The sequence below is a fragment of the Gordonia sp. 11cp genome, from assembly GCF_057767225.1.
In genome coordinates, this window is the sequence record NZ_CM173437.1 from 5,086,178 (window position 1) to 5,111,853 (window position 25,676).

At 66.4% G+C, this 25,676-nt stretch carries 27 protein-coding genes and 1 tRNA gene; 13 read left to right on the forward strand and 15 right to left on the reverse strand.

The annotated features are described in order from the left end of the window. Nucleotides 1–3: 3 nt before the first annotated feature. The 3 genes from AC3B6C_RS22705 to cobC all read right to left on the reverse strand — a co-directional run bounded on the left by AC3B6C_RS22705 (nt 4) and on the right by cobC (nt 3,147). Complete coding sequence (locus AC3B6C_RS22705) at nt 4–741, reverse strand: zinc ribbon domain-containing protein (protein WP_488374225.1); 738 nt, start codon at nt 739–741, stop codon at nt 4–6. Nucleotides 742–821: 80 nt separating this feature from the next. Beyond that, entirely contained in the window at nt 822–1,964 is a 1,143-nt protein-coding gene (locus AC3B6C_RS22710) for a Nif3-like dinuclear metal center hexameric protein (protein WP_488374226.1), read from the reverse strand. Beyond that, entirely contained in the window at nt 1,942–3,147 is a 1,206-nt protein-coding gene (gene cobC / locus AC3B6C_RS22715; RefSeq protein ID WP_488374227.1) for an Rv2231c family histidinol phosphate aminotransferase CobC, read from the reverse strand. Before cobC ends, AC3B6C_RS22710 begins: the two co-directional genes overlap by 23 nt. A 30-nt stretch (nt 3,148–3,177) precedes the next feature. On the opposite strand from cobC, the gene AC3B6C_RS22720 reads away from it, so the two are divergent. Then, nucleotides 3,178–3,864, forward strand: coding sequence for an HAD hydrolase-like protein (locus AC3B6C_RS22720; protein ID WP_488374228.1), 687 nt, complete (start codon nt 3,178–3,180; stop codon nt 3,862–3,864). Between the two features lie 48 nt (nt 3,865–3,912). Then, nucleotides 3,913–4,392, forward strand: a complete 480-nt coding sequence (locus AC3B6C_RS22725) for a low molecular weight protein-tyrosine-phosphatase (protein WP_488374230.1) — start codon at nt 3,913–3,915, stop codon at nt 4,390–4,392. A gap of 113 nt (nt 4,393–4,505) precedes the next feature. Here AC3B6C_RS22725 and AC3B6C_RS22730 read toward each other — a convergent pair whose 3' ends face one another. Then, on the reverse strand, nt 4,506–5,510 hold the full coding sequence (locus AC3B6C_RS22730) for a zinc-binding metallopeptidase family protein (protein WP_488357977.1): 1,005 nt from the start codon (nt 5,508–5,510) through the stop codon (nt 4,506–4,508). A gap of 35 nt (nt 5,511–5,545) precedes the next feature. On the opposite strand from AC3B6C_RS22730, the gene AC3B6C_RS22735 reads away from it, so the two are divergent. Next, nucleotides 5,546–6,541 (forward strand): SURF1 family cytochrome oxidase biogenesis protein, encoded by a 996-nt coding sequence (locus AC3B6C_RS22735; RefSeq protein WP_488374231.1) that lies wholly within the window; start codon nt 5,546–5,548, stop codon nt 6,539–6,541. Here AC3B6C_RS22735 and AC3B6C_RS22740 read toward each other — a convergent pair. Then, complete coding sequence (locus tag AC3B6C_RS22740; protein WP_488374232.1) at nt 6,519–7,556, reverse strand: cobalamin biosynthesis protein; 1,038 nt, start codon at nt 7,554–7,556, stop codon at nt 6,519–6,521. The genes AC3B6C_RS22735 and AC3B6C_RS22740 overlap by 23 nt on opposite strands. 120 nt (nt 7,557–7,676) lie before the next feature. Here AC3B6C_RS22740 and AC3B6C_RS22745 point away from each other — a divergent pair, with 120 nt between their 5' ends. Both AC3B6C_RS22745 and AC3B6C_RS22750 read left to right on the forward strand, forming a co-directional pair. Continuing rightward, a complete protein-coding gene (locus AC3B6C_RS22745; RefSeq protein ID WP_488374233.1) occupies nt 7,677–8,486 on the forward strand; it encodes a spermidine synthase in 810 nt (269 codons plus the stop codon). 132 nt (nt 8,487–8,618) lie between these two features. Next, the gene (locus AC3B6C_RS22750) at nt 8,619–10,622 is read left to right on the forward strand and encodes a protein kinase domain-containing protein (protein WP_488374235.1); all 2,004 of its coding nucleotides are present in this window, start codon (nt 8,619–8,621) and stop codon (nt 10,620–10,622) included. 117 nt (nt 10,623–10,739) lie between these two features. Here the strand turns inward: AC3B6C_RS22750 and AC3B6C_RS22755 are convergent, their stop codons facing one another. Next, nucleotides 10,740–11,564, reverse strand: coding sequence for a maleylpyruvate isomerase family mycothiol-dependent enzyme (locus AC3B6C_RS22755; protein ID WP_488374236.1), 825 nt, complete (start codon nt 11,562–11,564; stop codon nt 10,740–10,742). Between the two features lie 157 nt (nt 11,565–11,721). On the opposite strand from AC3B6C_RS22755, the gene AC3B6C_RS22760 reads away from it, so the two are divergent. The 8 genes from AC3B6C_RS22760 (at nt 11,722) to AC3B6C_RS22795 (ending at nt 18,086) form a co-directional block, all read left to right on the forward strand. Next, nucleotides 11,722–12,864, forward strand: coding sequence for a serine/threonine-protein kinase (locus tag AC3B6C_RS22760; protein WP_488374237.1), 1,143 nt, complete (start codon nt 11,722–11,724; stop codon nt 12,862–12,864). Nucleotides 12,865–13,041: 177 nt separating this feature from the next. Then, nucleotides 13,042–13,347: a hypothetical protein gene (locus AC3B6C_RS22765; protein ID WP_488374238.1), complete on the forward strand. Its 306-nt coding sequence runs from the start codon at nt 13,042–13,044 to the stop codon at nt 13,345–13,347. 75 nt (nt 13,348–13,422) lie between these two features. Continuing rightward, nucleotides 13,423–14,406, forward strand: a complete 984-nt coding sequence (locus AC3B6C_RS22770; protein ID WP_488357991.1) for a helix-turn-helix transcriptional regulator — start codon at nt 13,423–13,425, stop codon at nt 14,404–14,406. 103 nt (nt 14,407–14,509) lie between these two features. Further along, complete coding sequence (locus AC3B6C_RS22775) at nt 14,510–15,601, forward strand: NAD(P)H-binding protein (RefSeq protein ID WP_488374239.1); 1,092 nt, start codon at nt 14,510–14,512, stop codon at nt 15,599–15,601. A gap of 51 nt (nt 15,602–15,652) precedes the next feature. Then, nucleotides 15,653–16,360: a CPBP family intramembrane glutamic endopeptidase gene (locus AC3B6C_RS22780; RefSeq protein ID WP_010841167.1), complete on the forward strand. Its 708-nt coding sequence runs from the start codon at nt 15,653–15,655 to the stop codon at nt 16,358–16,360. 324 nt (nt 16,361–16,684) lie between these two features. Next, nucleotides 16,685–16,759 (forward strand) — tRNA-Val (locus AC3B6C_RS22785). 379 nt (nt 16,760–17,138) lie between these two features. After that, complete coding sequence (locus tag AC3B6C_RS22790) at nt 17,139–17,375, forward strand: hypothetical protein (protein ID WP_488374240.1); 237 nt, start codon at nt 17,139–17,141, stop codon at nt 17,373–17,375. Between the two features lie 351 nt (nt 17,376–17,726). Further along, nucleotides 17,727–18,086: a hypothetical protein gene (locus AC3B6C_RS22795; protein ID WP_488374241.1), complete on the forward strand. Its 360-nt coding sequence runs from the start codon at nt 17,727–17,729 to the stop codon at nt 18,084–18,086. A 477-nt stretch (nt 18,087–18,563) separates the two neighbouring features. Here the strand turns inward: AC3B6C_RS22795 and AC3B6C_RS22800 are convergent, their stop codons facing one another. From AC3B6C_RS22800 to AC3B6C_RS22840, 9 genes are all read right to left on the reverse strand, one after another. After that, nucleotides 18,564–19,394, reverse strand: a complete 831-nt coding sequence (locus AC3B6C_RS22800) for a hypothetical protein (RefSeq protein ID WP_488374242.1) — start codon at nt 19,392–19,394, stop codon at nt 18,564–18,566. A gap of 162 nt (nt 19,395–19,556) precedes the next feature. Beyond that, complete coding sequence (locus AC3B6C_RS22805; protein WP_488374243.1) at nt 19,557–20,237, reverse strand: hypothetical protein; 681 nt, start codon at nt 20,235–20,237, stop codon at nt 19,557–19,559. Nucleotides 20,238–20,252: 15 nt separating this feature from the next. Beyond that, nucleotides 20,253–20,447 (reverse strand): hypothetical protein, encoded by a 195-nt coding sequence (locus AC3B6C_RS22810; protein ID WP_488374244.1) that lies wholly within the window; start codon nt 20,445–20,447, stop codon nt 20,253–20,255. A gap of 141 nt (nt 20,448–20,588) precedes the next feature. After that, nucleotides 20,589–20,963: a hypothetical protein gene (locus tag AC3B6C_RS22815; RefSeq protein ID WP_488374245.1), complete on the reverse strand. Its 375-nt coding sequence runs from the start codon at nt 20,961–20,963 to the stop codon at nt 20,589–20,591. A 226-nt stretch (nt 20,964–21,189) separates the two neighbouring features. Then, nucleotides 21,190–21,675: a hypothetical protein gene (locus AC3B6C_RS22820; RefSeq protein WP_488374246.1), complete on the reverse strand. Its 486-nt coding sequence runs from the start codon at nt 21,673–21,675 to the stop codon at nt 21,190–21,192. Between the two features lie 93 nt (nt 21,676–21,768). Next, on the reverse strand, nt 21,769–22,281 hold the full coding sequence (locus AC3B6C_RS22825; protein WP_488374247.1) for an HNH endonuclease: 513 nt from the start codon (nt 22,279–22,281) through the stop codon (nt 21,769–21,771). A 685-nt stretch (nt 22,282–22,966) separates the two neighbouring features. Then, nucleotides 22,967–23,671 carry a hypothetical protein gene (locus AC3B6C_RS22830; RefSeq protein WP_488374248.1) on the reverse strand — a complete coding sequence of 235 codons (705 nt, stop codon included), beginning with the start codon at nt 23,669–23,671 and terminating at the stop codon, nt 22,967–22,969. 442 nt (nt 23,672–24,113) lie between these two features. Next, on the reverse strand, nt 24,114–24,359 hold the full coding sequence (locus AC3B6C_RS22835; protein WP_488374249.1) for a hypothetical protein: 246 nt from the start codon (nt 24,357–24,359) through the stop codon (nt 24,114–24,116). 457 nt (nt 24,360–24,816) lie between these two features. Continuing rightward, complete coding sequence (locus AC3B6C_RS22840; protein ID WP_488374250.1) at nt 24,817–25,284, reverse strand: hypothetical protein; 468 nt, start codon at nt 25,282–25,284, stop codon at nt 24,817–24,819. Nucleotides 25,285–25,676: the final 392 nt, after the last annotated feature.

The window sequence follows — 25,676 nt, forward strand, 5'->3', positions numbered from 1 at the left end:
GATCTAGATTCCGGACTCGACAGTGCGCACCAGGATCGCGCCGCACTCTTCGCATCGGACGACCTCGTCGGACTGCGCCGCACCGATGGCCGCGATGGTCCCGCGGTCGAGTTCCATCCGGCACGCCCCGCACCGGCGGGCCCGCAACAGGCCGGCACCGATGCGGCCTCCGGCACGCTGCTTCTCGTACACCGCGAGCAGCGGCGGATCGATCTCGGCCTCGAGGGACTCCCGGCGCTCCCGGGCACGCGACAGGTCCTCGTCGATGGACTCCAGCGACCGGTCTCGCCGGACCTGCGCCTCGGCGACCTTCTCCTCAAGGTGGCTGATGGTCGCCGCCGCGCGGGTGCGTTCGGACTCGACGGCCTCCTGCTGCTCCATCAGCGACAGCATCTCGTCCTCCAGCACGGCCCGCCGACGACCCAGCCCGGCGAGCTCGTGTTGCAACTCCGACAAGGCTTTCGGCGCCAGGCCACCGCCGGTCAACAGAGCCGAGTCCTTGGCTTCGCGGTTGGCCATGCCGGTCACCTCGGAGTCGATCCGACGGTACTCGCGGCCAAGGTCCTCCGCGGCGATCTCCGCGCGCACCAGGTCGTCGCGCGCGGCGTCGATCGCGGAATTGTGCTCGGCGATCTCGGCGTCCTCCGGCAGGGTCTTGCGGCGATGGACGAGACGGTTGATCTCGGCATCGGAGTCCGCGAGATCGAGCAGCAGTCGCTGCACGGCGGCGTCGACTTTCATTGCGGTCTCCTCTTCGGCGAAAGTCCCCCTACCGTACGCGGGAGGTGCGGGAGAGTCGGCGGCGGCTCGGTGTCGGTGACTCAGCCCGCACTGTGCAGCGCGAACGGATCGGTCGGGGCCTCGAACACACTCACCGGCGTGCCCAATTCGGCCTCCAGAAGCGCCCCGACCTGAGCGCACCACGGGAACTCGGTCGCCCAGTGCCCGGCGTCGACCACTGCCGGCCCGCCGTCGCGGAGGCTCTCGTCGACCGGATGATGACGCAGGTCGGCGGTCAGATAGACGTCGACGCCGAGACCGCGGACACGTCCGAGCAGGGAATCCCCGGCCCCGCCGCACACCGCAACGGTCCGCACCAGCGCATCCGGGTCACCCGCGGCGCGGACGCCGGTCGGAGTGCGCAGCACCCGGGCGGCCCGGTCGACGAAGTCGCGCAGGGTCATCGGTTCCTCGAGCGACCCGACCCGCCCCAGCCCGACGTCGCTGCTGAGGTCGGCCAGCTCGAACACGTCGAAGGCCGGTTCCTCGTAGGGGTGCGCGTTACGCAGGGCGCGCAGGACACCGGCGCGCAGCCCTCGTGCCGCGACCATCTCGACCCGCGCCTCGTCGACATGCGTGCGCATCCCGATCTCGCCGATGGTCGGCGACGCGTCCTCACCGGCCTCGAACTGTCCGGTACCGACGACCGTCCAGGAGCAGTCCCGGTAGTCGCCGATCGCCCCCGCGCCCGCGGCGAACATCGCCTCACTCACCTGCTCGACGTTTCCCTCCGGCACCATGACGACCCATTTGTCCATCGCCGCAACCGGTTTCGGCTCGATGGGGACGGTGCCGCGCAGTCCGAGACGGTCGGCGAGCGCGTCGGAGACGCCGGGCCGCGCACTGTCGGCGTTGGTGTGTGCGCACAGAAGCGCGATCCCGTTGCGGATCAGCCGATGAACGATCCGTCCCTTGGGGGTGTCGGCGGCCACCGAGGTGACGCCGCGCAGCAGCAGCGGGTGGTGGGCGACGACGATCCCGGCGCCGGTCTCGACCGCGGCGTCGACCACCGCATCGGTCACGTCCACGCACACCAGCACGCCGCGCGCGGAGTCGGCGGGGTCGCCGCACACCAGACCGACCGCGTCCCACGATTCGGCGAGGGCGGATGGATAGGCACGTTCGACCACGTCGACGACGTCGCCGACCGTCACGGACGCGTCAGCGCGGGGTTCCGACTTCACGGTCGATCTCCTCTCGTACCAGCTCGATCGCGCGCGTGAGCGCCCGAACCTGCGGAAGCCGACGGACGGCGAGACGAAGGTGCGAATCACCGAGACCGACGAAGTTGGCGCAGCTGCGGACCGCGAAACCGTGGCGGATCAGACGTTGTTTCCCCTCGGTGGCGTCGCGCATCTCGACCAGGACGAACGGCGCCGCGGGCTCGGCCGCCACGCGGAGCCCGACGCGCGTGAGTTCGTCCACCATGTCGGCGCGCTCCTCGGCGACCGTCCGCGCGGTCTCGGCGCAGTATCGCTGTCCCTGCTCCTCGACGCACGCGGTCAGCGCGGCGAGCGCCGGGGTCGACACCGCCCACGGTCGGCGCCCGGCGCGCAGCCGGTCGAGCAGGCCGACCGGTCCGAGCAGGTAGCCCGCACGCAAACCGGCCAGTCCGAATGTTTTTGTCACGCTTCGGATCACGAGCAGATCGGGCCAGTCCGCGGAGGCGAGGGACTGCGGTTCGGGCGTTGCGTCGGCGCTCAGCGTGAGGTCGGCGAAGGCCTCGTCGACGACGATGATCCGGCCCGGGCGGCGCAACGCGGCAACGGCCTCGACCGGATGCAGCACCGAGGTCGGATTCGTGGGGTTGCCCAGGATCACCAGGTCGGCATCGTCCGGCACGGTCGCGGCGGTCCCGATCCCGTCCGGTGCGGGCAGGTGCCAGGGTTCGGTCAGCACCACCTGCGAGATCGGGATGCCGGCGGCTCGCAGCACGATCTCCGGTTCGGTGAACGACGGCTGGATCAGCGCCGCATGCCGAGACCCCAGCCGCGGCAGCATCTCGAATCCGTCGGCGGCTCCGGAGAGCAGCAGCACCTCCTCGGGGCGGCGGTCGTGTGCCGCGGCGATCGCGTCGACGGCACGTCGCTCCTGCGCTCCGGTCGGATACCGCGCGAGGTCGTCGAGTCCCGACCGGATGGCGTCGAGCACGAATGCGGGCGGCGTACCACGGACATTCACCGCGAAGTCGACGAGTCCCGGGGCGGCGTCCTGGTCACCGTGGCGTTCCGGGTCAGTGAGATCGGCGCGCGGAGGGTGCGTCTGGGCGGGCCCCGCACCGGCGTGACCGGCGCGTGTCCGTCCGTCGGACGCGGACGGACGCGAGGGCCCGGTCTCGACATCGAGCGCGTCGTACCCAGCTGTCATGTGTTCAGACCTTACGTGCACGATGGAGACGTGACGACGACGCCGGATCCACGCCACCCCGAGACCGTCCTACTCGTCGACCTCGACGGCACGGTGACCGACAGTTTCGCAGGAATCGAGAACAGCTTTCGGCACGCGCTCGCCACGGTCGGAGCACCCGAGCCCGACCCGCGCCTCGTGGCCGGGATCGCCGGCCCGCCGATGATCGACACGCTCAATGCGCTGGGGCTCTCGTCCGAGGTGGCCGACAAGGCGATGCGCGCGTACCGGGAGAGATACACCGAGGTCGGCTGGCTGGAGAACTCGGTGTTCGACGGGATGGGCGACCTGCTCGCCGATCTGGCCGCCGGGGGCCGCACGCTGGCGATCGCCACGTCGAAGAACCAGACCACCGCGCGTCGGATCCTCGAGCACTTCGGTCTCGCCGACCACTTCCGCTACATCGCCGGTGCCAGCGACGACGGCACCCGCCGCGAGAAATCGGACGTGATCGCCTCTGCGCTGGAAGAACTCCGGATACCCACCGACCCACAGTCCGGGCACGTCACCGGTCCGGTCGTGATGATCGGCGATCGCAGCCATGATGTGCTGGGCGCAGCGGCATTCGGCATCCCAGCGATTCTCGTGCGTTGGGGTTACGCTCTGGGCGGGGAGGAACAGGGCGCGACCTGGGCAGTCGGGTCCGTGGCCGAACTGCGCGACGTCCTGGGTGCGTGATCCGCACCCCGAATCCCGGCTGACGGCGAATCGACTTGTGAGGTAGCAGTGGCTGACGAACTTCACATCTGCTTCGTGTGCACGGGCAACATCTGCCGGTCACCGATGGCGCAGAACATCTTCCGGACCGCACTCGACGACGCTGGGCTCGGCGGCAAGGTGCGTGTGTCCAGCGGCGGGACGAGCAGCTATCACGTCGGCGAACCGGCCGACAACCGTGCGCGGACCGAGCTGGTCGCGCACGGCTACTCCGACGCCCATGTCGCCGCCCTGCTCGGACCCGAGCATTTCGACGCCGACCTCCTGCTCGCCATGGACGAGGGCCACGTGCGCGAACTCGAACGCAAGCGGCTCGGCGACCGCACACGGCTGCTGCGCTCGTTCGACCCCTCCGCCCCCGTCGACGACCTCGATCTCGCCGACCCGTACTACGGCACCACCGAGGACTTCGTGGTGACGCGCGAACAGATCGAGAGTTCGATGCCGGGTCTCATCGACTGGGTACGCGGCGAACTCGGGGTGTCCTGAGCTCGATCCGCAAGTCACGCGCTGGGCCTGACGGGCGAACGGTGAGCCGCCCTGCTCCCTGAGCTGAGGTGCGAGGAGCAGGGCGTTGTGGTGTTTGGACCGAGATGACAGCCTCAGGGCGCCGGGGCCACCAGGTTGTGCACGAAGCGGATCTTCGTCAGCACCTTCTCGGGCAACACGAACGGATAGAGGTCCGGGTGACCCATCGACCGGTTGATCTGGTTGAGCGCCCACGTCAGCGGTAGCCACTCGTCGAGGAGGCGATCGAAGCCGACGTCGCCCGGCGGCACCCCCTCGAAAGTCGCTCCGGCGGGCGCCATCGCGAACGCCGCCGCGGTGTCGAGGGTGTCGCGGATGTGCAGGTAGTGCGCGAACGTCTCGGCGAAGTCCTCGGCTGGGTGCATCGTCGCGTAGGACGACACGTAGTCCTGTTGCCAGCCCTCGGGGGCGCCCTCGCTGTAGTGGCGGTCGAGAGCCGCCTGGTAGTCGTCGTCGGGGTTGCCGAACAGCTCCTCGAAGCCCGGACGACGGTCGTCGGTGATGAGGACCAACTGGTAATAGTGACCGATCTCATGCCGGAAGTGCCCGAGGACGGTGCGATACGGCTCGGCGAGTTCGACGCGCATCTGTTCCCGGTGCACGTCGTCGCCCTCGGCGAGGTCGAGCGTGATGACCCCGTTCGCGTGGCCGGTGATCACCGACTGCTGCGCGCTGGAGAGGAGGTCGAAAGCCAGTCCGGACTGCGGGTTCTCATCCCGCGTCTCGATGGGCAGCCCCAACTCGTCGAGCTCCAGGATGAGACGACGCTTGGCGGTCTCGGTCTGGCCGAAGATGGGCAGCGCCTCGGTGTCGTCGTCACCGGGCCGGGTGCGGGTGAGTCGGCACGACTCGCACATGGTCGGCTTGCCGGTCCACTTCACCATCCAGTTACATTGCGCGACTTTGGTGTTGGCGCAGCGCTCGAGCAGCACGCCGTCCACCTCCGCGCGCGCCTTGTCGTCGAGGACGTGGATCGACCTGGTCTTCAGCCAGAAGCCGAGAGGGCTCCGGCAATTCAGGCACAGGCTGTTCTCGAAGGAGAGACGTTGACCGCAGTTCAAGCAGAGGAAGTCTCGCATTTCGACCAGGCTACCCCGCTCGGTAGCCTGGCGGTGTGCACGTACTGCGAACGATCCTTCGGCCCGGGTGGATTGCCCTCGGTGTCGTGGTCGCTGCGTTCGCGGTGGCCTGCTTCACCCTCCTCGCGCCCTGGCAGCTCGGCAAGAACTCCGACACCGAGCGCCGCAACGACCTGATCCGCACCGCCACGTCGATCGAGACGGCCCCACTGGCCGAGGTGGCGCCGTCGTCGGCCTTCGTGCCGTCCTCCGAGTGGCGGTCGGTCGCGGTGACCGGTCGTTATCTGACCGACCGGCAGGCCCTCGTGCGGCTCCGCAACATCGACCAGCGTCCCGCGGTGGAAGTACTCACCCCGTTCGCGGTCAGCGGGTCCGATCGGGTGATCCTCGTCAACCGGGGGTACGTCCGACCCGTCGAGGGTGCGGTCCCCGACATCCCCGCGCCGCCGGCCGGCGAGCAGACCGTCGACGGCCGGATCCGCGCAGCCGAGAGTGTGAGCACGGATCGCGGCGCCCGCGTCGAGAACGGCGCACTGACCGTCGCGACCATCAACCCGGGCCTGGTCGCCGACGCGACCTCGACGCCGATGGACGACTTCTACCTCCAGCTCTCCCCCGACCAGCCGGGGTCACTCGGTGAGATCTCGCTCCCGCAGCTCGACACCGGCCCGTACCTGTCCTACGGCCTGCAGTGGCTCGCCTTCGGCGTGATGGCGCCCCTCGGCGTCGGATACTTCCTGTTCTCCGAGATCCGCGCCCGACGCCGTGCTGCCGCCGAGGCCTCGGCGTCCGCCACCACGGCCGACGCCACCGCGCCCGGTACCGACTCCGACCCCTCGTCCGCCCCGGCGGCACCTCCCGGTCCGGCCGCCGAATCGCGCGCTCAGCGCCGCCAGCACCGTCGCGACGAGCTCCGGGCAGCCGCCGGAACCACGATGACCCAGCAGGTCGGCGAGATCGGCCACGGGCCGCGGACCGCCGACGAGTCCCGCGACGTTCGCGACAAACTCACCCGGCGGTACGGCGGCTGAGCCGGCGCAACGCGGCCGTCACCCCCGGTCGCGCCAGGGCGACGGCCGCACAGGTCAGCACGGTGGCCCGCTGCACCCGTCGCGACAGGGCGACCGCGGCGCGGAGATCCGCCGGCCCCGGCGCCGGTCCGGAACCCAGGGTCGGACGCACCTCGACGCCGTGCGGGTACACCGTCAGTCCGCCGAGCTGCACCCCGAGCGCACCCGCGAACCCGGCTTCGACGACGCCGGCATTCGGACTCGGGTGGGCACCGCTGTCGCGACGCCAGGCCGCGATCGTCCGGCGCGGAGCACCGCCGAGAATCACCAGCAACGAACCCGCCAATCGCGCCGGCAGCAGGTTAGCGAGGTCGTCCAGGCGCGCGGCCGCCCAACCGAAGTTCCGATAACGCCGGTTCCGGTAGCCGACCATCGCATCGAGCGTGTTCACCGCCCGGTACCCGAGCACGCCGGGGACACCGGCAAGCGCCCCCCACACCAGCGGCCCGACCGTCGCGTCCGAGGTGTTCTCCGCGATCGACTCCAGAGCCGCACGGCACAGACCCGCCTCGTCGAGCGACTCCGGGTCCCGGCCGCACAGGCTCGGGATGAGCGCACGCGCGGCGTCGATGTCACCGGCCTCCAACGCCTCCGCGACCGCGTCGCCCACCCGGCACAGCGAGGTGCCACCCAGGGCAACCCACGTCGCCGCGGCGGTCACCGCGACACCGGCGACGCCCGTCGCGCGTCGATCCGGCACCGCCGCCAGGACCACCGTCGACCCCACCATCACCCCGACCAGACCCGCACCCGCTCTCCGCGAATCCCGGTAGAGGCGACGCTCGACCGCGCTGGTCAGCCGACCGAAGCCGGCCACCGGATGTCCACGGGACGGATCCCCGAACAGACCGTCGAGCACGAAACCGACCAGCATCCCCGCCGCGGTCACCGCACCGCGCCGGCGATCTGGACGCGGGCGATGAACACGCGGTGGTCTGGGCACCGCGCGATGGTATCGACCCGGGCCGGTGCACATTCAGCCCGCTCGCTCCGCTCCCGGCGCCGGCATCATTCGGCCCGCTCGCTCCGCTCCCGGCGCCGGCATCATTCGGCCCGCTCGCTCCGCTCCCGGCGCCGGCTGGGACACTTGGCCCCCGTGGCCCGGACACACGCACAGCCAACACCCGGTCGGTACGACATCGACACGGGCGTCGCCGAGCTGAGCCCCGACACCATCGCGGGCGGCTGGCTGCTGACGATCAACGGAGCCCACAGCTCACACATCCACCCCGACGACCCCACCGCGCTCGACTTCGAGTATCTGCGACAGATGGCCGCCGTCATCGAGGAACGCCACCCCGCCACCGAACGCCTCCGGGTCCTGCACCTCGGCGGTGCGGCGTGCGCACTGGCACGCCACCTCGACAATCGCTATCCCGACGCCCGCCAGGTGGCCGTCGAGATCGACGCCGAACTCGCACGCCTCGTACGCGAATGGTTCGACCTACCCCGGGCGCCGAAGCTGCGTATCCGCGTCGGCGACGCGCGCGAGGTCGTCGAGGCACTCCAACCCGGCACGCGCGACGTCGTGGTGCGGGACGCCTTCGCCGGCGATCGCACCCCGCGACATCTGACGACCACCGAGTTCACCGAACACGTCCGCGACGTCCTCACCCCCAGTGGCCTGTACCTCGCCAACTGCGGCGACAGCCGGGACCTCGCCGGTGCCCGCGCCGAGGCCGCGACCGTCGGAGCGGTGTTCGATCATCTCGCGCTCATCGCCGACGCCGCGATGTTCAAGGGTCGACGCACGGGCAACATCGTGATCGCGGGCAGCGATGCCCCGCTCGACCCGTCGGCAACGCTGATCCGCACCCTGCTCAGCGATCCGCTGCCGGCCCAGATCCTCTCCGGAGGTCGAGCGCGGGAGTTCGCCCGCGGCGAGGCGCTCGTCGACGAGGCGTGACGCTCGGCGGCCGTGAGGTACCGCCGGAGCGGGCCGTCCCTCGGAGATCCCGAGCGCCGAGGCGCGCTGCACGTCGACCTCGGTGAATGGATAGGGTTTACTCGATCCCGACGCCGAGGAACCGAGGATGACGTGAGCGATCCATCGTCGCGGGCGGGGACGACGCTGGGCCCGTACCGCATCGACAGACTCCTGGGTCGCGGCGGCATGGGCGAGGTGTACGAGGCCTTCGACACCGTCCGCGAACGCCGGGTCGCATTGAAACTCCTTCCCCCACATCTGGTGCACGACAAGGATTTCCGCGAGCGGTTCGAGCGCGAATCGAAGACCGCGGCAAAACTCTCCGACCCGCACGTCATCCCGATCCACGACTGGGGCGAGAAGGACGGCGTCCTGTTCATCGACATGCGACTCGTCGACGGACAAGACCTGCGCGCACTGCTCGCCTCCGGTCCACTGCCCGCGACCCGCGCGATCTCGATCCTCGGTCAGGTCGCGTCCGCGCTGGACGCCGCACACCGCGGCGGCCTCGTCCATCGAGACATCAAGCCCGACAACATCCTCGTCGACTCCGACGACTTTGCCTACCTCGTCGACTTCGGGATCGCGCAGGGAACCACCGACAGCCGGCTCACACAGATCGGGACGGCGCTCGGGACACTCGCGTACATGGCGCCGGAGCGTTTCGGTGACGATCCCGCCGGGCCGAGCTCGGACAACTACGCACTCGCCTGCGTGCTCTACGAGTGTGTGACAGGTCAGCCGCCGTACCCGGCGAAGACCGACCAGGGTCTGATGGCCGCGCACATCACCAAGGAACCGCCGACGATGGGTGGTCCGCTCGACCCGGTGATCGCACGCGGACTCGCCAAGGACCCCGCCCAGCGCTACCCCACGGCGCGCGAACTGATCCGGGCCGCGTCGACCGCGCTCACCGAGCCGCCCGCCCCGTCAGCGCCGCCGACGGTGACACCCCGCATCGTGACACCCCCGCCGATGGCCCCACCAACGATGTCACCGCCGACGTACGCACCGGGTGGGTCCGGCTCGGGCACGCCCGCGACGCCCGGCGGTCCGGTCCCCTCGGATCGGACGATCATCTCGCCCGGCACGCCCCCACCGGGCCCGGCCGGCGCCGCGCGCGGCTTCCTCTCGCCGCACGGGGGTCCCGGCCCGCAGAGACCTTCCGACCCACCGCGACCATCTGCACAACGACACTCGGGCCCCGAGCCGTTCCCTGGCCCCCAGCAGTTCTCCGGTCCCCAACAGTTCTCCGGTCCCCAACAGTTCTCCGGTCCCCAGCGATCCCCTGCCGGCCCGTACTTCTCGGGCCCGAATCCCTATGGCGGTGCGCCGACACCCACGCCGCACAAGTCGAACACCGGACGGAATGTCGCCATGGCGGTGGGAGTCGGGCTGGTGGTGATCGTGCTGGCGGTCACCGGGATCGTGGTCGTCCTGGCCGGTTCCGGCGGCGACGACGACACGGCCACCCCGGACACGTCGACCAGCGCGATGCCGGCGGGCACCGTGACGTGCGACTACCCCGAGCGCACGGCCGTGGGCGGAATCACCGAGCCCGCACCGGCCGCGACCCAGCCGAACACCGGAACGGTCGAGGCGCAGATCCCCATCGCGGGCCAGGGCACGATCGATCTGACGCTCGACCGCGCGGAGGCGCCCTGCAACGTCGGGGCGGTGGTCTCGTTGATCAAGTCCGGCTTCTACGACAACAGCAAATGTCACCGCGCTTCGCGGCAGTACCTCATCTGCGGTTCCTCCGGCGGCCGGGAGGGAACCAATCCGGGTTGGACCAGCCCGGACGAGCTGCCCGAGAATTTGCCGTCGGCCGGCACCGACGACGACGGGGTACCGCAGGTCACCTATCCGCGCGGCTCCGTCGGCATCCTCGACCTACCCGACGACGAGGGCGCAACCGGATCGACCACGTTCTTCCTGCTGGCCGACGACACCCGACTCCCCCTGACCTACTCGATCGCCGGCAGCATCGACCCGTCCGGGCTGGCCGTCCTCGACAAGGTCCTGGCGGGCGGCTTCACCCCGACCCGCCCCGGTGCCGCATCAGGCCCGCCGAACCAGAACCTGCTGATCCAGAAGGCCACCGTCAGCGAATAACGCGCGAGCACACCGTGTTCCGGTTGCGGTTTGTCCCGGATACCGGGACAAAGCGCAACCGGAACTTCGAGACCAGCCGGCTGTTACCGCGGCGTGACGATCTCGACGGACCGCCGATCAGATCACGTAGTTCATCCGACTCAGGATCGCTTGCCCCAGAGCCTGATCGCCGTGCAGTTCCACCGCGGACGGGTCCGCGTCGCGTCGACCACCGGCGAACCGCGCCAGGTTGGTCGCGTCCAGCCGGATACGCACATCGGCCGCGTCGTCGCCACCGTCGAACTCGTCGACGATGCCCGCCCGGTCCCCGACGGCGATCCGTACCGTTCGCGGGGACAGCCCGGTGATGTCGAAGAGCACGGTGCTGCCCTTCGGCGCATCGGCCCGCTTGCCGACGACGAACGGGAGCGACGCGGCGAGCTCGTCCAGTGCGAACGACGCCGGCACCGGATCGACGACCGCGGAACGGTCGGTGCCGTCACGCAGGTCGATCTCGTGCACCCAGCAGTCGAAGATGCGGATCCGCATGAAGCGAGCGTAGGTCTCGGGTCCCGCGGGCGTCATCGCCTCGGCGTCGAAGTCCGCCTGCGACATCGATTTCAGCGCCGCGGTGCGCACGCCGACGATCTCGTCGAGGGCGGCGACCACCTCGGCACGCGGCTTCGGACGGTAGTGGTCGACCCACTTCTCGTTGAATTCGCCGATCGGATTGCGGACGTGATCGAGGGCGCTGACCGTGCGGGTGGCCTCGACGTCACGATCCTCGAGCATGCTCTCGGTGCCGACGATGTGGGCGACGATGTCGGCGTTGGTCCAACCGGGCAGGACCGACGGCGCCGACCACGCGTCGTCATCGAGCGCGCGGGCGAGCTCACCGAGCGCACCCCACTGGGCGATCAGCGCCCCGGTCACCTCGCCGATCGGAAGGATCGTCGTCCCCATCGTCACTCCTCGGGTCCGTGCCGGCGAAAACGTCGCCGACGGCTCACTCGGGACAACCGTATCGGGGACCGCTCCGCGGATCCCGGAACCCGCCGAACGGGCGACATCGCGCGGTGTCGGCGTCGGTGAACGACCACGGCCCCCTACGCTTGTCCGCGTGTCAGCATCCCTACGCGCCGGCGACCGGCTCGGTCCCTACCTCATCGAGGGCTTGATCGGCCGGGGCGGAATGGGTGAGGTGTACCGCGCCACCGACACCCGCAAGGATCGGGTCGTCGCCCTGAAGCTGCTCGGCCCCCAGGTCGCCGACGATCCCGCCTTCCGCGACCGGTTCCATCGCGAATCACGCGTCGCAGCCCGCCTCAACGATCCACACGTCATCCCGATCCACGACTGGGGCGAGATCGACGGGCGGTTGTTCATCGACATGCGCCTGGTCGACGGTCGCGACCTGCGCACGCTGCTTCTCCAAGACGGTCCCCTCCCGGCCAAACGCGCGCTTCGGATCGTCGGCCAGATCGGTGACGCCCTCGACGCGGCACATCGTTCCGGGCTGGTCCACCGCGACGTCAAACCCGACAACATCCTCGTCGACGATCGCGACTTCGCGTACCTCGTGGATTTCGGCCTCGCGCAGGCGGACACGGATACCCGGTTCACGAGCACCGGCACCGCAGTCGGTTCGTTCGGGTACATGGCGCCGGAACGCTTCGGCGACGGCGTCGTGGGAGCGCCCGCGGACATCTACGCGCTGACGTGCGTGCTCTTCGAATGCCTCTCCGGCACACACCCGTTCGCCTCGGCGACCACCATCGAGCGGCTCATCGCCGCTCATCTCACCGCCCCGCCGCCGCGGCTCGGCGCGGCCGTCGACGAGGTCATCGCCCGCGGAATGGCGAAAGATCCCGCGCAACGGCAGCATTCGTCTGCCGAATTGGTCGCCGACGCAGGCGCGGCCCTGCGCTCGGAGCCTCTCGGCGGTGCGCCGACGATCATTCCGGGCGGACCCCGGCCCGCCGTGCCCGTCGCTCCGACCGTGTCCACACCCGGTGAACCGCCCGGCCCGGGGACGCCATGGGATGCCACCAGAGCCGCGGCATGGACCGGCCGGCGGACCGCCCGGTCCGGGCACGCCGTGGGAAGCCACCAGAGCCGCGGCATGGACCGCACCGCCCCGACGGCGATCACCTCTGATCCCGATCATCGTGGCCACGGTCGTCGTACTGCTGATCTGCGCCGGGATCGTCGCGTGGGCAATCGCCACGACCCGACAGGACCAGCCGGCCGGCACCGCCGGTGATGCCGCGCCGTTGTCGACCACCGCCGACGCCACGCTCCCGTCGACGTCGGCCTCGACTGCAACCGGCCCGAGCCCCGGACCGGCATCGGAACCGGGTCCGTCGTCGCAACCCGGCCCCGGGCCATCGGCGGGCGTCCCGCGCACGATCGCCCCGGCGATCTCGGTCTCACCGTGCCGATGACCCGGCCGGCGTGCGACGGAACGGGAATCGTCGTGGTCGCCAACGCGATCGCACCCGGGAACTACCCCGGCGAGGTGCAGTCCTACCTGAACCGATACCCGGGAGCGAGTTACCTCCGCACCGACCAGTCGTGTCCGTCGCTGAAGCAGGTGAGCGACGTGGGCACCCCGATCTACGCGGTCTACTACGTCGCCGGCCCGACGCTCGGCGACATCTGCACGCTGCGCAACCGGATCGGCGGCGCCGCGTATGGCAAATGGCTCGACTACACCACCGACCCGGCATCGCCGATCACCTGCTGACCTTCGGCCGGCCCGGTGTGACGCCGCGCCGAACAAGGACCGAAACTGTCCGCATCATCGGGCACGATGTGATGCATGTTGGAAACCTCCGCGCGGTTGCTGGCGTTGCTGTCACTGCTGCAGACACGACGGGAGTGGTCGGGCCGAGAACTCGCCGAGCGGCTCGACATCACCACCCGCACCGTGCGCCGCGACGTCGACAAGCTACGCGAACTGGGTTATCCGGTGGACGCCAACGTCGGCTCGCGCGGCGGTTACCGACTGGGCGCCGGCGCGGAGATGCCCCCACTGCTGCTCGACGACCAGGAGGTCCTCGCGGTCGCCCTGGGGCTCGACGCGGTGACAACCGGCGCGGTGGCCGACATGGCCGAGGCGTCGGCGGGGGCGCTCGCGAAGCTCCGGCAGGTCATGCCGTCGCGGCTGCGCCACCGGCTCGACGCCCTGCGGATCGAGGCCGTGCCCCGCACCGCACCGGCGAGCGCGGTGTCCGCCGACCGCCTCACCGAGATCGCGACCGCGTGCCACCGCAACGAGCGCCTGCGGTTCGACTATCGGCGCAACGACGGCGAGGAGAGTCGGCGCGAGATCGAACCCTATCGGCTCGTCCGCAACGGAAATCGTTGGTATCTGGTCGGTTTCGACGTCCAGCGCGCGGCGTGGCGATCGTTCCGCGTCGACCGGATGGAACCTAAGGTCCCGACCGGACCGCGTTTCACCCCGCGCGAACCACCGGAAGGCGGCGCCGCGGCGTTCGTGCTCCGCGGTCTCGGTTCGGTGTACCGGCGGGCCACCGCGCGGGTGCGCATCCACGCCCCGCTCGACGAGGTCTCGGCGATGGTCCACGAGTCGTGGGGGGCTCTCGAGTCCGGCGACGAACACAGCTGCGAGGTCACCCTCTACAGCACGTCGCTGACATCGATCGCGCGCTGGATGTACGCCTTCGGGGCGGACTTCACCGTCATCGAGCCGGTCGAGCTCCGTGCCGAGTTGGTGGCGGCTGCGGAGTACCACGACCAGGTCGCCGAGCGGTATCGTCGGGCGGTCGACGCGCAGCCGTGACCACGGTCACACCTCGTGATCTCGCCGTGACACCGGCACCGTGTCTGTCACATGCGAGTCCGTAGGCCGACCCATTCCGTCGAATGTCTCTACCGTCGGTGTCATGCGACTTCTCATCACTGGCGCCACGGGGTACGTCGGTTCCCGCTTGGTGTGCGCACTGCTCAAACAGGGACACGACGTGGTCGTCACCTCGCGGGACACCCGCAAGCTCGCCACGTTCGGCTGGTCGTCCCAGGTCAGCATGGTGACCATGGACGCCGACGACCCGGCTTCGGTCAGAGAGGCGATGTCGGACGCGGGGCAGATCGACGCGGTCTACTACCTCGTCCACGCCATCGGCCAGGGCGATTTCGCCAACGGCGACCGTGACGCGGCGCGCAACGTGGCCGAGGCGGCCCGCGACTCCGGAGTCGGCCGCATCATCTACCTCGGTGGTTTCGTGCCGTCGGACGACAAGCTGTCGACCCATCTGCAGAGCCGGGCCGACGTCGCCGAGGGGCTCGTCGTCGACGGCGGGCCCGAACTCGTGTGGTTGCGTGCCGCCGTGATCATCGGCGCCGGCTCGACGTCGTTCGAGATCATCCGGTACATGGCCGACCGGCTGCCGGTGATTCCCGAGCCCGGCTGGATCACCAACGAGATGGACCCCATCTCCATCCGCGATGCCGTCCATTACCTGACCGCGGCGTGCGACTCGTCCGTTCTGCCCGCCGGGGACTACGACATCTCGGGCCCCGACAGCGCGCGCTACATCTCGATCCTGCACGAGTACGTGTCGGCGATCCGGATGCCGAGGCTGCGGCTGCCGGTCTTCGGGATCTCGACCCGCCTTGCCGGACGGGTGGGTGGCATGCTCGTGCCGGTCCCCACGTCGCTCACCGAAGAGCTCGTCACCTCGCTCGACCACCCGATGACGGCGTCCGAGCACCGTATCCGCGATCTCGTCCCGCCACCGGCGGGCGGTCTGACGCCGATGCGCGAAGCCATTCACGCCTCGGTACGGTCGCCGTATCCGCGATCGGTGTGCGACCTCGACGACCTGCATCACCTCGCGGACACGGACCCGGCCTGGGCCGGCGGCGACTGGCTGCGGGTCAAGCGCAGCGTCGTCGAGACGATCGGCACGTCCCTCGGAGTGGCGGCCAAGGTCGTCGGGGTCCTCCGCCCGCCGCGCCCCGATGTAGCGTCGTGACCGGTAACCGTTGATCGACCGATTCCCTGACCGATCGAACTAGGTGGTGATGTGCTGGTGACCTCACTGGCGCGCGACCTGTACGAGTCCGTCGCCGCGGACCGAGACCCCGATCCCGGCGCCCACTACGTCCGACGACGCTGGCTGGTCGGCGTCTTCCTCGTCATCGGCGCCGTCGTGCTGGGCGTGTCGCTGCGTGTCGAACCGGGCGACGCGGCGTTCTACCCCTTGACGCTCGCGCTCGCGGCGGTCTGGATCGTCGGCGCGTTCCTGTCCGGTCCGCTGCGGCTCGGCGCCTTCAGCCCCACGCCCTCACGCCCGCCCGGACGCATCGGCGCGATCGGGCTGGGTGTCGTCGTGGGCGTGGCGGTGGGCGGGGCGTTCCTGGTCGGCGGTCTCGTGGCCAGGATGATCCCCGGCGTCAGCGACCTGGCCAATCAGGTACTCGCCTTCGCCGACTACGGCAGCCTCGCGGTGGTCACCGCGATCACGATGATCAATGGCCTGGCCGAGGAACTGTTCTTCCGCGGCTCGGTCTATTCGGCGGCACGCCCGCACAACCCGATCCTCGTGTCGACGGTGATCTACGTGCTGGTCACCATGGCCAGCGGCAATGTGATGCTCGGCTTCGCCGGCGCGGTGCTCGGCACCGTGTGCGCGATCCTCCGACGCAGTACCGCAGGCATCCTCGCACCCGCGATCACTCACGTCATCTGGGGCGCCGTCATGGTCCTGGCCCTCCCGCCCGTCTTCGCCTGACTGCCAGACCTCGACTCGACTCCCAGACTTCGATCGAAGTCTGGGAGTCGAGTTGGAGTCTGCCGGTCGCCGCTCCCTGACGTGCGCGCGCATCGACCCCCTGCTCCCTGAGGTGCGAGGAGCGCAAGCATCGACCCCCTGCTCCCTGAGGTGCGAGGAGCGCAAGCGACGACCCCCTGCTCCCTGAGGTGCGAGGAGCGCAAGCGACGAGCCTCGAAGGGTCGGCGACCCGAGCCTCCGCCCCTGGGACACAGCCCGGTTTGGGCGATCGGCGCCGAACCGACTAAATTCGTGTGCGCAGCGCCACGAATGTCGGCGCGGCACGCGCGTATAGCTCAGCGGTAGAGCTCTGGTCTTACACACCAGCGGTCGTAGGTTCAAATCCTACTGCGCGCACCAGTAAATCACAGGTAAACGCAGGTTTTGTACTCTCCGCCACTGTTGCACACGCTCTGATTGCAACAATCCGTGCAACAGTTCGGTGTCCACTGGTGTCCCGTCCAGGTACCTCACACCTCGGAAGGCAACACGTGCACACCAAAACAGACTGCTCACCCGCAGAGACCCTGATCCGCAACGCATGGGACTTGTGGGAGCAGGAACCCAACGACCCCAACGCTGACATGCTCCGTGACGCTGTCTGGCGATTAGAAGAGGCCACCGACCTCGGACGCACTGCTCAACTCCCCCAGCTTGGCCGTGAGGTCGTTCAGACACTCGCCATCGCGTCGGGCGATGAGGTTGGCGAACTTCTTGCGCCGACGCCCTCGGTGGCCGCGTGGCTGGGCCTGTGATGCAGGTCGCCGCCAAGTGGACCAGAATCAACGTCCAGAAGGTGAAGGACAAGCACGGCATCCGTTCCGACCGCCAGCTCGCCCTCAAGGCCGGCATCAGCCCACAAACCCTCACCCACCAGTTCACCCACGACCGGCCCGCCATCGACGTACTCGCGGCCTTGTCCACGACCCACAGGATCGCGGTCGACGCTTTGATTTTGGTGGTGCCGAAACAATGACCGCCGCTACCAATCCGTGGATCAGCGGCTACAACACAGCCAGCGAGATTCTAAACGAATTGCCTGGCCCTTTGGTTGGATTTTTTGCGCGAAAGTTGTTGGCCGTCAACGACGATCCAGCAGACGACCCGCGTTACTGTGCCGGTTTCCGTAAGGCAATGACTGACGCCACTAATCCGAAACCGACTGTGCCGTAACACGTGTTACACACATTGCCGCGATCGAAGACAAACAATCCGAGTGTCACAGGTGTTACACACTGTGCCGCAACCTATTTCAAAACTTGCCTGTTGACACCGCCACTCGCATCGGCGCACACTCGTCCACACCTCAACCCCGAGAGGATCGGCAATGCCCGCCCAAGAGACCACCCTCAGCAGCCTGACCCACGTCGCCCAACGGAACGAACGCAACGCAACACTCCTCGCCCGAGCCGCCGAAGCACTCGGCTACCCACCCCTCGTAACCACCGATGAAGAGAGCGTGAACGCCACCTGGTCATCCGAAGCGGTCAGCGACGATCTCGAAATTGAAGTCGAGTCGTTCTACCCGTTGACGGGCGGCAGGATCGAGTCCGTCGTACGGATGAGCGGACGCGTGGACGGCGAAATCCTCAACCTGCGGCAGGCACACGACCACGCCGAAGCGTTCACCCGCGCCCACACACGGTTGCTCCAGGTCACCGACGCCATTAAAGCCGCCGCCAAGTAGGCCGTCCGTCCCCCAACCTCAGGAGAACAAATTATGATCAGCACCATCCCCACACGCGAATACCGTCATGCAGTCACGGACGCTCCTGTCCATATGGGACGGCTCAGTCTCATCGAACTAAAGGCCCCCAGCGGCGACACCACTCACACCCTGGCAGCCTCAAGAATCCAGTGGGACAACACCGAATCCCGCCAACTGGTTCTACAAACTGAAGGAGCAGACTGCAGCCGACCCCTCAACGCCCACAACGCGCGCCTGCTTGCAGCTGAACTCCTCAGGGGCGCTGATTGGCTCGACCAACGTCGCTAGCCCACTGAATGAAGCACAAAGAGAGCCCGCCCCAAACAGCCATTCAGGCGTTTGGGGCGGGCTTCGTCTATGTACGTGATGCGTGGGACCGAGCAGTCAGTGCGCGCGTGCACCGTACGACCCTGACCGCCTCTGGTGCCGTACCGCGCTCACCCACGCAGGACCATGTCACTTCATTGGGTTAGGCAGGTAGTCACGAATCCCAGCGGCTTCGGCTGTGGCTCTTGTTGTGATGCCCGTGGCCAGGCGACCGTCGCTAAGCCGACGCCATTGATCGTCAGTTCGCCCGGTCCGGTATGCCTCTATGAGGTCGTTCGAGTCGGAGACTAAGTGGCCAAGCGAACAGTGCGCGCGAGGATCGACGTACAGACTTGCGCCCGCCTCTGAGCACGCTACAACGCCGCAGAATATTTCTCCGCCAGCAAACTCGGGTGGCACATCGCTCCAGGAGTGCGCGACTCCATCTAGGCCGGGAAGGTGAGGAACAAGTGGCGGCGGGTCATGCTTGTGCGTCGAGTACTCAGCAAATCGGGGCAAGTCCGCGATGGCGTAGACAAATCCGAAGGGTTCATTGGAGTCCTTCGTCGCGGGCGGTTGCCAACCGAAGCCGTTACGGTCTGTGTCCACGGCTGCGACGACCGTAGGGTCGTGCGGCACCACGGTCGCGACGACTACAACGGCACCGCCGTCTGGACGCGGAAACTCCTCGATGATCGTCAGCCCGTCGAGATTCTCCGCGCGGGTACGATCATCAGTTTCGAGAACTAAAACGTAAGCGTCCAGGTCTTCGCTAGGGGCGTTTATTAGGCAGGTCGGCTTACCATCATCTTCAAACGGCACCGACTCGAACTCTCGCGAGTTGAACACCAGGGCGCACAACGCAAGCCAACCGTCACGTAAGAACGGCACCGCCTTTCGGGGACGGCGATCTAAGTAATGCTTGTCCGCAGCGCGAATCTGAGCCTTAACTTGTTTGCTGTAGTACCCGATCTGATTCATTCCATCGCGATGGATACTTAGCTTGAACTCGCCAGCGATAGGACGAGGGGCCACGTATACGTCCCGACCTTTGCTACCGGTCCAGACCTTCCAGACACTTGACCTGGTGCCGGCCGTGCTGTCTTGGAAGTAGAACCGACACGACGGTGAGCGAGACACTATCTACCCCTCTTGGACGGTCCAACCAAGCTGGCGTAGCGCATCAGCCGCAACCCCAGGGTTCCGCCTGACCGCAGCGCGCAGCTGGATCTCTCTAAACGCCTTCCGACTGTCGTCGAGCGCAGCCTTCCAGTCGGGGCGCGCCTCAACCAACTTCTCCGAAACTAAGAACTCGATCACGTCTTCCAGGGACGGCCGAAAGCGTCGCCCGCCGACTGGTAGGTGAAGCTTGTGCAGTGGTCGGCGCTTACCGTCTAGGCGCACTAGGGCTTCGTCCCAGGCGTCTGATGCGGCGCACACTTGTAGATGAGCTTCGGTATACCCGTCCTGTTTGTCTCGCTCGTAGTCGTAGTGCAACAACTCGTCAGATAACTCTTGGTCTAGCGACAGAATGATGATCGAGTCTGTGGTCATCATGTACTGACTTTCGGCGTCGGCTTCGAGGTGCATGAAGTAGCCCAGATACAGCCTTGCCTGCTTGGCAGTGCAGGAGAGCGGGATGCCCTTCTGCAGGTCCTGGTTCTGGCTCGTAACCCCGTAGCCGACATTCATTCGTGTTGGGACGCCCCGGTCCTCCTGCGATACCGCAGCCGTGATTCTGATCCCACTGGTCACCGACCCGTTTAGAACGTCGCTCAGAGCATGGGCGAGTTTGCTTGCCTCTGAGACGAGGTTGAGTTTCACCAGGCCGGGCTCTGGCTACAGGTCCACTTGGTACAGGTCACCAATAGCCATCCACGCCAATCTGGCGCGCGTGGAGTCGAAATCTCCTCGCCGTGCCTGCTCCGCGAGTTCGTCGAACGTGCAGTGGGCTCGCTCGAGAGCGTTCTCGACAGCTCGCCGCAGGTCATCACGGTCAGCCACGTAGACGTCTGGCTCAGCGACAGCGGTCATGTCAGTCACCTTCTTCATCTAGACGTTCTGGTCAGTGTAGACGCGGTATGCATCTGGACCTCCCAGGACATTGCATGTTTTTCGTTACCATCCACCCGGTGGCTGCGGGACAACGGCACGACTGGAACTGAGCGCAGACGACTACTGGCTGCAATTCTGGGGATGGATGCGCTCCACGTCGACTCCGTCCACGTTCACAGAAGCCCACCAACTCCACTCCGAGACACCAGCCAGCGACCTGGCAGGTACGATCACCTGCACCTCCTCGCTGAAGGAACGCTCCATGGCTGCGCCCATAAGGTTGTCCTGAACGCCACGGTCGTAGTCGAACACGAAGCATGCGACCTGCTGGCCGTTCAACACCTTGTATCCGATCTGCCTACGAATCAGGTAGTCGGACCCGGACGTGAGCATGACCGACAGCAGTACAGCACCAGCCTGCGGCAAAGGCTTCGCCAGCGACCACGTCACACGCAGGTCGCCATTCACTGCGGCAGTCACGTCAACGCCGGCCACCTGCACAACTCTTGCACCCATCGCCTGTTCTCCCGTCTAGTGCGTCGGTAAGCCCGATGACATCACACAGGTCTGACAACCATGGGTCTCGCTGTTCAGTTAAGAGGTCACTCCGCTGATCACGAGGCCCATGGTGCTCCGCGCGTGGACCAACATCGCTTCTTCAACCCGCTGCAAAGCAACGTGTGGGGTCGAAGGAACGTCGATACACGCCATGAAACGCAGCTCACGCAGCAGCGCGGCTCACCACTCGCTCAGTGTTCGGGTCAACCCAGACGCCGCGCACGTCGTCCCACTGCAAGCAGTGAGCAGGCCGACCATTACGGATCGGAGCTGTCACAGCCTCGGATGTGTCTCCTGTAGCCGGAACACCAACGGCTTGACCGCGCCCCTCAGCCAGCACAGTCGACACCGCGCTCAAAATGTTGTCCTGGACATCCGAGATGGCATCCGTCATCTGCTTGGCCATCTCAGCCTCAAGCTCGGCACGAACACGTGCCACAAGCTCATCCAACGAGGGCTGCGACGACTTCACAGCAGCGGCCACCATTGCGGCCTGAGCGTCCCGGTCACGCCTCTGGATGTAGTCCCCGTACCAAACAAGACCCGCCACCACCGCACCAACAAACAAAGCCCACAACAACCACATGGAAACCCCCAGTGAATGAATGAATGAAACCGGCGATGCATTCAGTAATACACCGCCGGCCAACCATTAACAACACCCCTGCCGGGTACCCCGAAATCCCTCCTCAGAACATCTGCGACCCTCGTCCGCGCCTTTTACACACGGCGGTTTTTTGCTCTATAGGGATCGGCATTCGTGGACGTATTCGATGTTTATCGCGGCCTCGTTGCAGCAGGTCCAGAATCGTTCCCCTGCGGGCGTGACGCCTTCGTTGTTGCCCCACCCCCACGGAACGAAGTGACGCTTCTGTCCTGGTAGAGGCTGTGTCAGGACGCGGTTGGTGGCCTGGTGTGCCCGTTTGGCTTCTTGGACAACTACTTGTGCCTCGACGACTTTGCGGAATGCCGCGCGTTGTTCTGCTGTGGCGAATTCTGACATATCGCGGGTTTGCCGAGCTGTATTGCACGCCCAGTGAACGGGTTGACAATTGTTGGGGTCGAAAGAGCGACCGCCTTTGGTGACGGGTATTCGGTGGTCGACTGATCGGGACCACGGAGTTTGGCCGCGCAACGACACATTAATTTGATGTCCGCATAGGGCGCACACCGGATCGAACTGGGAATAGTTCGACCAGAATCTGGCTGTGAATTCGGCCCATCTGCGACCAGACCGTTCACTCGCCGTAGACATCTTGGTCTCCTACGCGCCTGCCGTGACGCTTGGGGTCCGAGACGATCGCAGCTACCTCATCGGGCGTGAATGCGGGGTCGTGGCCTCGCACCGCGCGAAGTACCGAGTTCCAGATCGCCAGACGGACATCTGATGGGGTCCGGGATGGTTCGAACCACCACCCAGCGGCTTCGGGACAGTCGGCGAGGGCTCGCGCTTCTGCCGTTCGGATGCCGATCAGATTGAGCACGGTCACGGAGTCGAGTGGAGTGTGCGGGTGGACTGCGATGACTGTCCTTGGGTCTACTGGAGGTTCCGGGCTGATCGCTGTCGCTCTTGCTAGCCGGTCGGGGTCACGTTTCATCGGCCGGCCACCTTTCCCGGCTGCCAGTGCTCACCCTTGTATCCGTAGGCGCGCCACATTGCTGCGTCGTGTGCAGCCTGTACGTCGGCCTTCATCTGTTCGTGTTCTCCCCACGGATCGCCTCCGCCCCGTGGTTCCGGGCGAACAACGGGGGTAGGCGGCGAGGGTTCCGGTGGTCCGGTCTCAGGCAGGTGCGATGTGGCGTTCAAGGCCTCTCGGATGATTGGGTCCGGGTGCCAGTGCCGGCCATCGCGTTCATCCCGCCAGATCGCCGCCAACTGGGGATCGGATGGGCAGCCTTGCTCTCGCTCCTCAGCGGCACTGAGAGCAGCCTCTATGTCGTCACCCCACATGGGCGGCCTCGCGATCTGCTGCACGCGCCTGGTCGACCTCAGCCTGGCTGGCGGCTATGTATGCCTCGCGGCGAACGTCGTCCGCGAACTTACGGAAGTCCGACAGTTGGTGATAACCCGGCTCAGACTTGGGGTGCCTCCAGTGCCCGTAACCCTCGTGGCCGTGTTTGATCGTCGGCAGAAGACTGTCGCTACGGAGACTGTCCGCCTCTCGGCAGAGGTTTTGGTGCGCTGCGTAAAGGTCTTCGGCGCGCGCCCACTCCTTCGCCTTGCCCGACCGGATAGCGTCGCTGGCAGATTCGAGGGGCAACACCGTCGGCAACAGTTTCGAGGCTTCTTGACGGATCGCAACGAACTCACTGTTCAGTGTCGCCACGAGATCGCCGCGCTTGTCAGTGACGAGCTGGCGGGCTTCGCGTTCGGCGGCTCGTGCCACACGATCGGCAACTAGTTTGAGTGAGACGGGGTCAGGTACCTGAGACGCCGCGTGGATCAGGTCTGCATCGGATGCATCGGCAGGCAGCGAGTCAGCGACGGTCTGCGCGACCGTGGTAACCGCATTCTCTGAATGGACGGCCAGCGAGTTCGCGCGGTCGTGCCGCAGCATCAGCCGATCGAGTTCGGCGGACTCGTCATCACTGAGGATGCCGCGAAGGCTATCTAGGTGGCGTCGGATTGCTCGGATAGTGATCATAGTTTTGCCTTTTGTTGTCCGGCAGCATTATTCGCTGCTACTAGCTTGTGTTGGTGGAGGGCACTTATCGCCTCATCGACGGCGCGGACCGACCGATCGTGATCGACCCATCCGAGCGACTCGACGAGGTCGACAATGATCTGTGCTGCCTGGTCGGGTGTCAGATCGAATCCGGCGTGCATGAGCCCTGTCGGCGAGTGGACACGTAGGAGGACACCGCCGTGCCGGCTGGTTGATGCGCCGAGCCTGATGTTGGTGAGTAGTGCGCGGGCCAACTACTCGGTGTCCGAATCTGCGGAGAACTGCCGCTCTAGCAGCCGGTACAACGCGCCGAGATGCGATTTAGGAAAGTTGATCCAGGACACCGGGCCATGCTCAAGCACATATACGTCCTGCTCATCGCCCGTCAGTCTCAGCGCGAAACGGTCGCTTAGTTTACGGCTCACGACTTGGCCCACTTTGCGGGCGAGACTGCTTCGCTTGAGCGGAACAAGCGTCCGAGCTGCGGTGTTGCGTCAATCTCGTCGTCGATCAAGTCTGCGAGCACAGCCCAGGTGTCGAGCGGGATCGCGAGCCAACTGGTGCCCTGCGCAATCACAGCGACGGGATGACCGCGACGCTCCTCAACACGGAAGCTAATTTCGAAAAATCCTCGACCCGGACTCAGCCGGTGCGTTACTTCATTCATTTCTCCCCTTAGCGGGTAAATTCCCGGGTGTCCCGATTTATCGGTCCATCACACTCAATGCTGCTTTGTTCTCAACAAAGTCGACCAGGGCGTCCGCGAGTTCAATCGCCTCGTCGTCACTGCTGATCGCCAAATAGATATGACCGCGTTTGATCAGGATGTGGTGGTTGTCGCCGCGTTTAATTAGCAGCTTCCTTCGCCTACTCATCACGACCTCGTTGCCGTAACGGCCCTGCGGGGAACCCTCGTTTGCCTCGCCCTGGACCTGGCCTGATGGGACGCTCTTGATAGCGGCGGAGCTGCGTCTGTGCGGTCCTGAGCAGGTCATCGGTGTCAACGAACCAGCCGTCCGGGAATGATCCAGGTCGATCAGCAGCTATTTCCTGCCGTACAATCCAGTCACGCATGGTCCACAGACTTCGACCGGTGAGTTTCGCAGCATTTCTAACGGAAACCATCACTTTATTGCACCCCTCATTCCGGCCGCGACCTCTGCAAACTCGGAAGACAGCGACCGCATCGCCTTTCTTTCAAGTTCGTCAGTGAGGATGGAAGCGACGTTTCTGGATCGACAAGACATTCTGACCAAATACCGGAAAGTGCTTTCCACGAGGCGTGCAGACGGCGTATATCGAGTCTTTGCTATAACGTCTTCAATTATCCATTTCAGGTGGATGATCTTCGTTGCCGGCCTCATACCAATTATCTCGCCGTACCCATTGCGCCAAGTTGGGATACCTTCCAGGTCCAGACCAACATTCTCAGCGAGGCGGCATACCTGGGAGAATAGCGTGTCGGCGGCTTCGATCGGAGCATCAGGGTTGCGACGGTTCAGGTGAACTTCCGCGCGGAGAACAGCCAGAATCTCAGGGAGAAGACTCGACAGTTCGGACAGGCATAAATCATCTAGTGGATCAGCGCCCATTTATCCTCTTTTAATTGTGCTCACAGCTTTAATGAATTCCTTCTCGAAGACCGAGGATGGGGCGGTCCGCCCGGAGTTTGCGTCACAGAAAGCGGTGTGAAGAGCGTCGTAGTCGAGCCCCTTGCAGGCTTTACGGGCGGCATCCGATCCGGGCCAGTCTTCGCCCCAGTACCGAAAATTGGGCGCTGGGCGAAGCTGGCCCAGGAGGTCGCATGTGTGACTGTCGTGGTCGGCGCCGCAGTGGCATCGCGGGCTAATCACCAAGCACCGTCAACAGGTATGAGGCGAGTTCGCGTGCCTCGACATCCGAGACTCTGATCGTGGAGCGGGACTGCCGGATAAGGAACCCATCGCCGGGGCGATCGGCCACCCAGATAGGGGTTCCTCGGCCC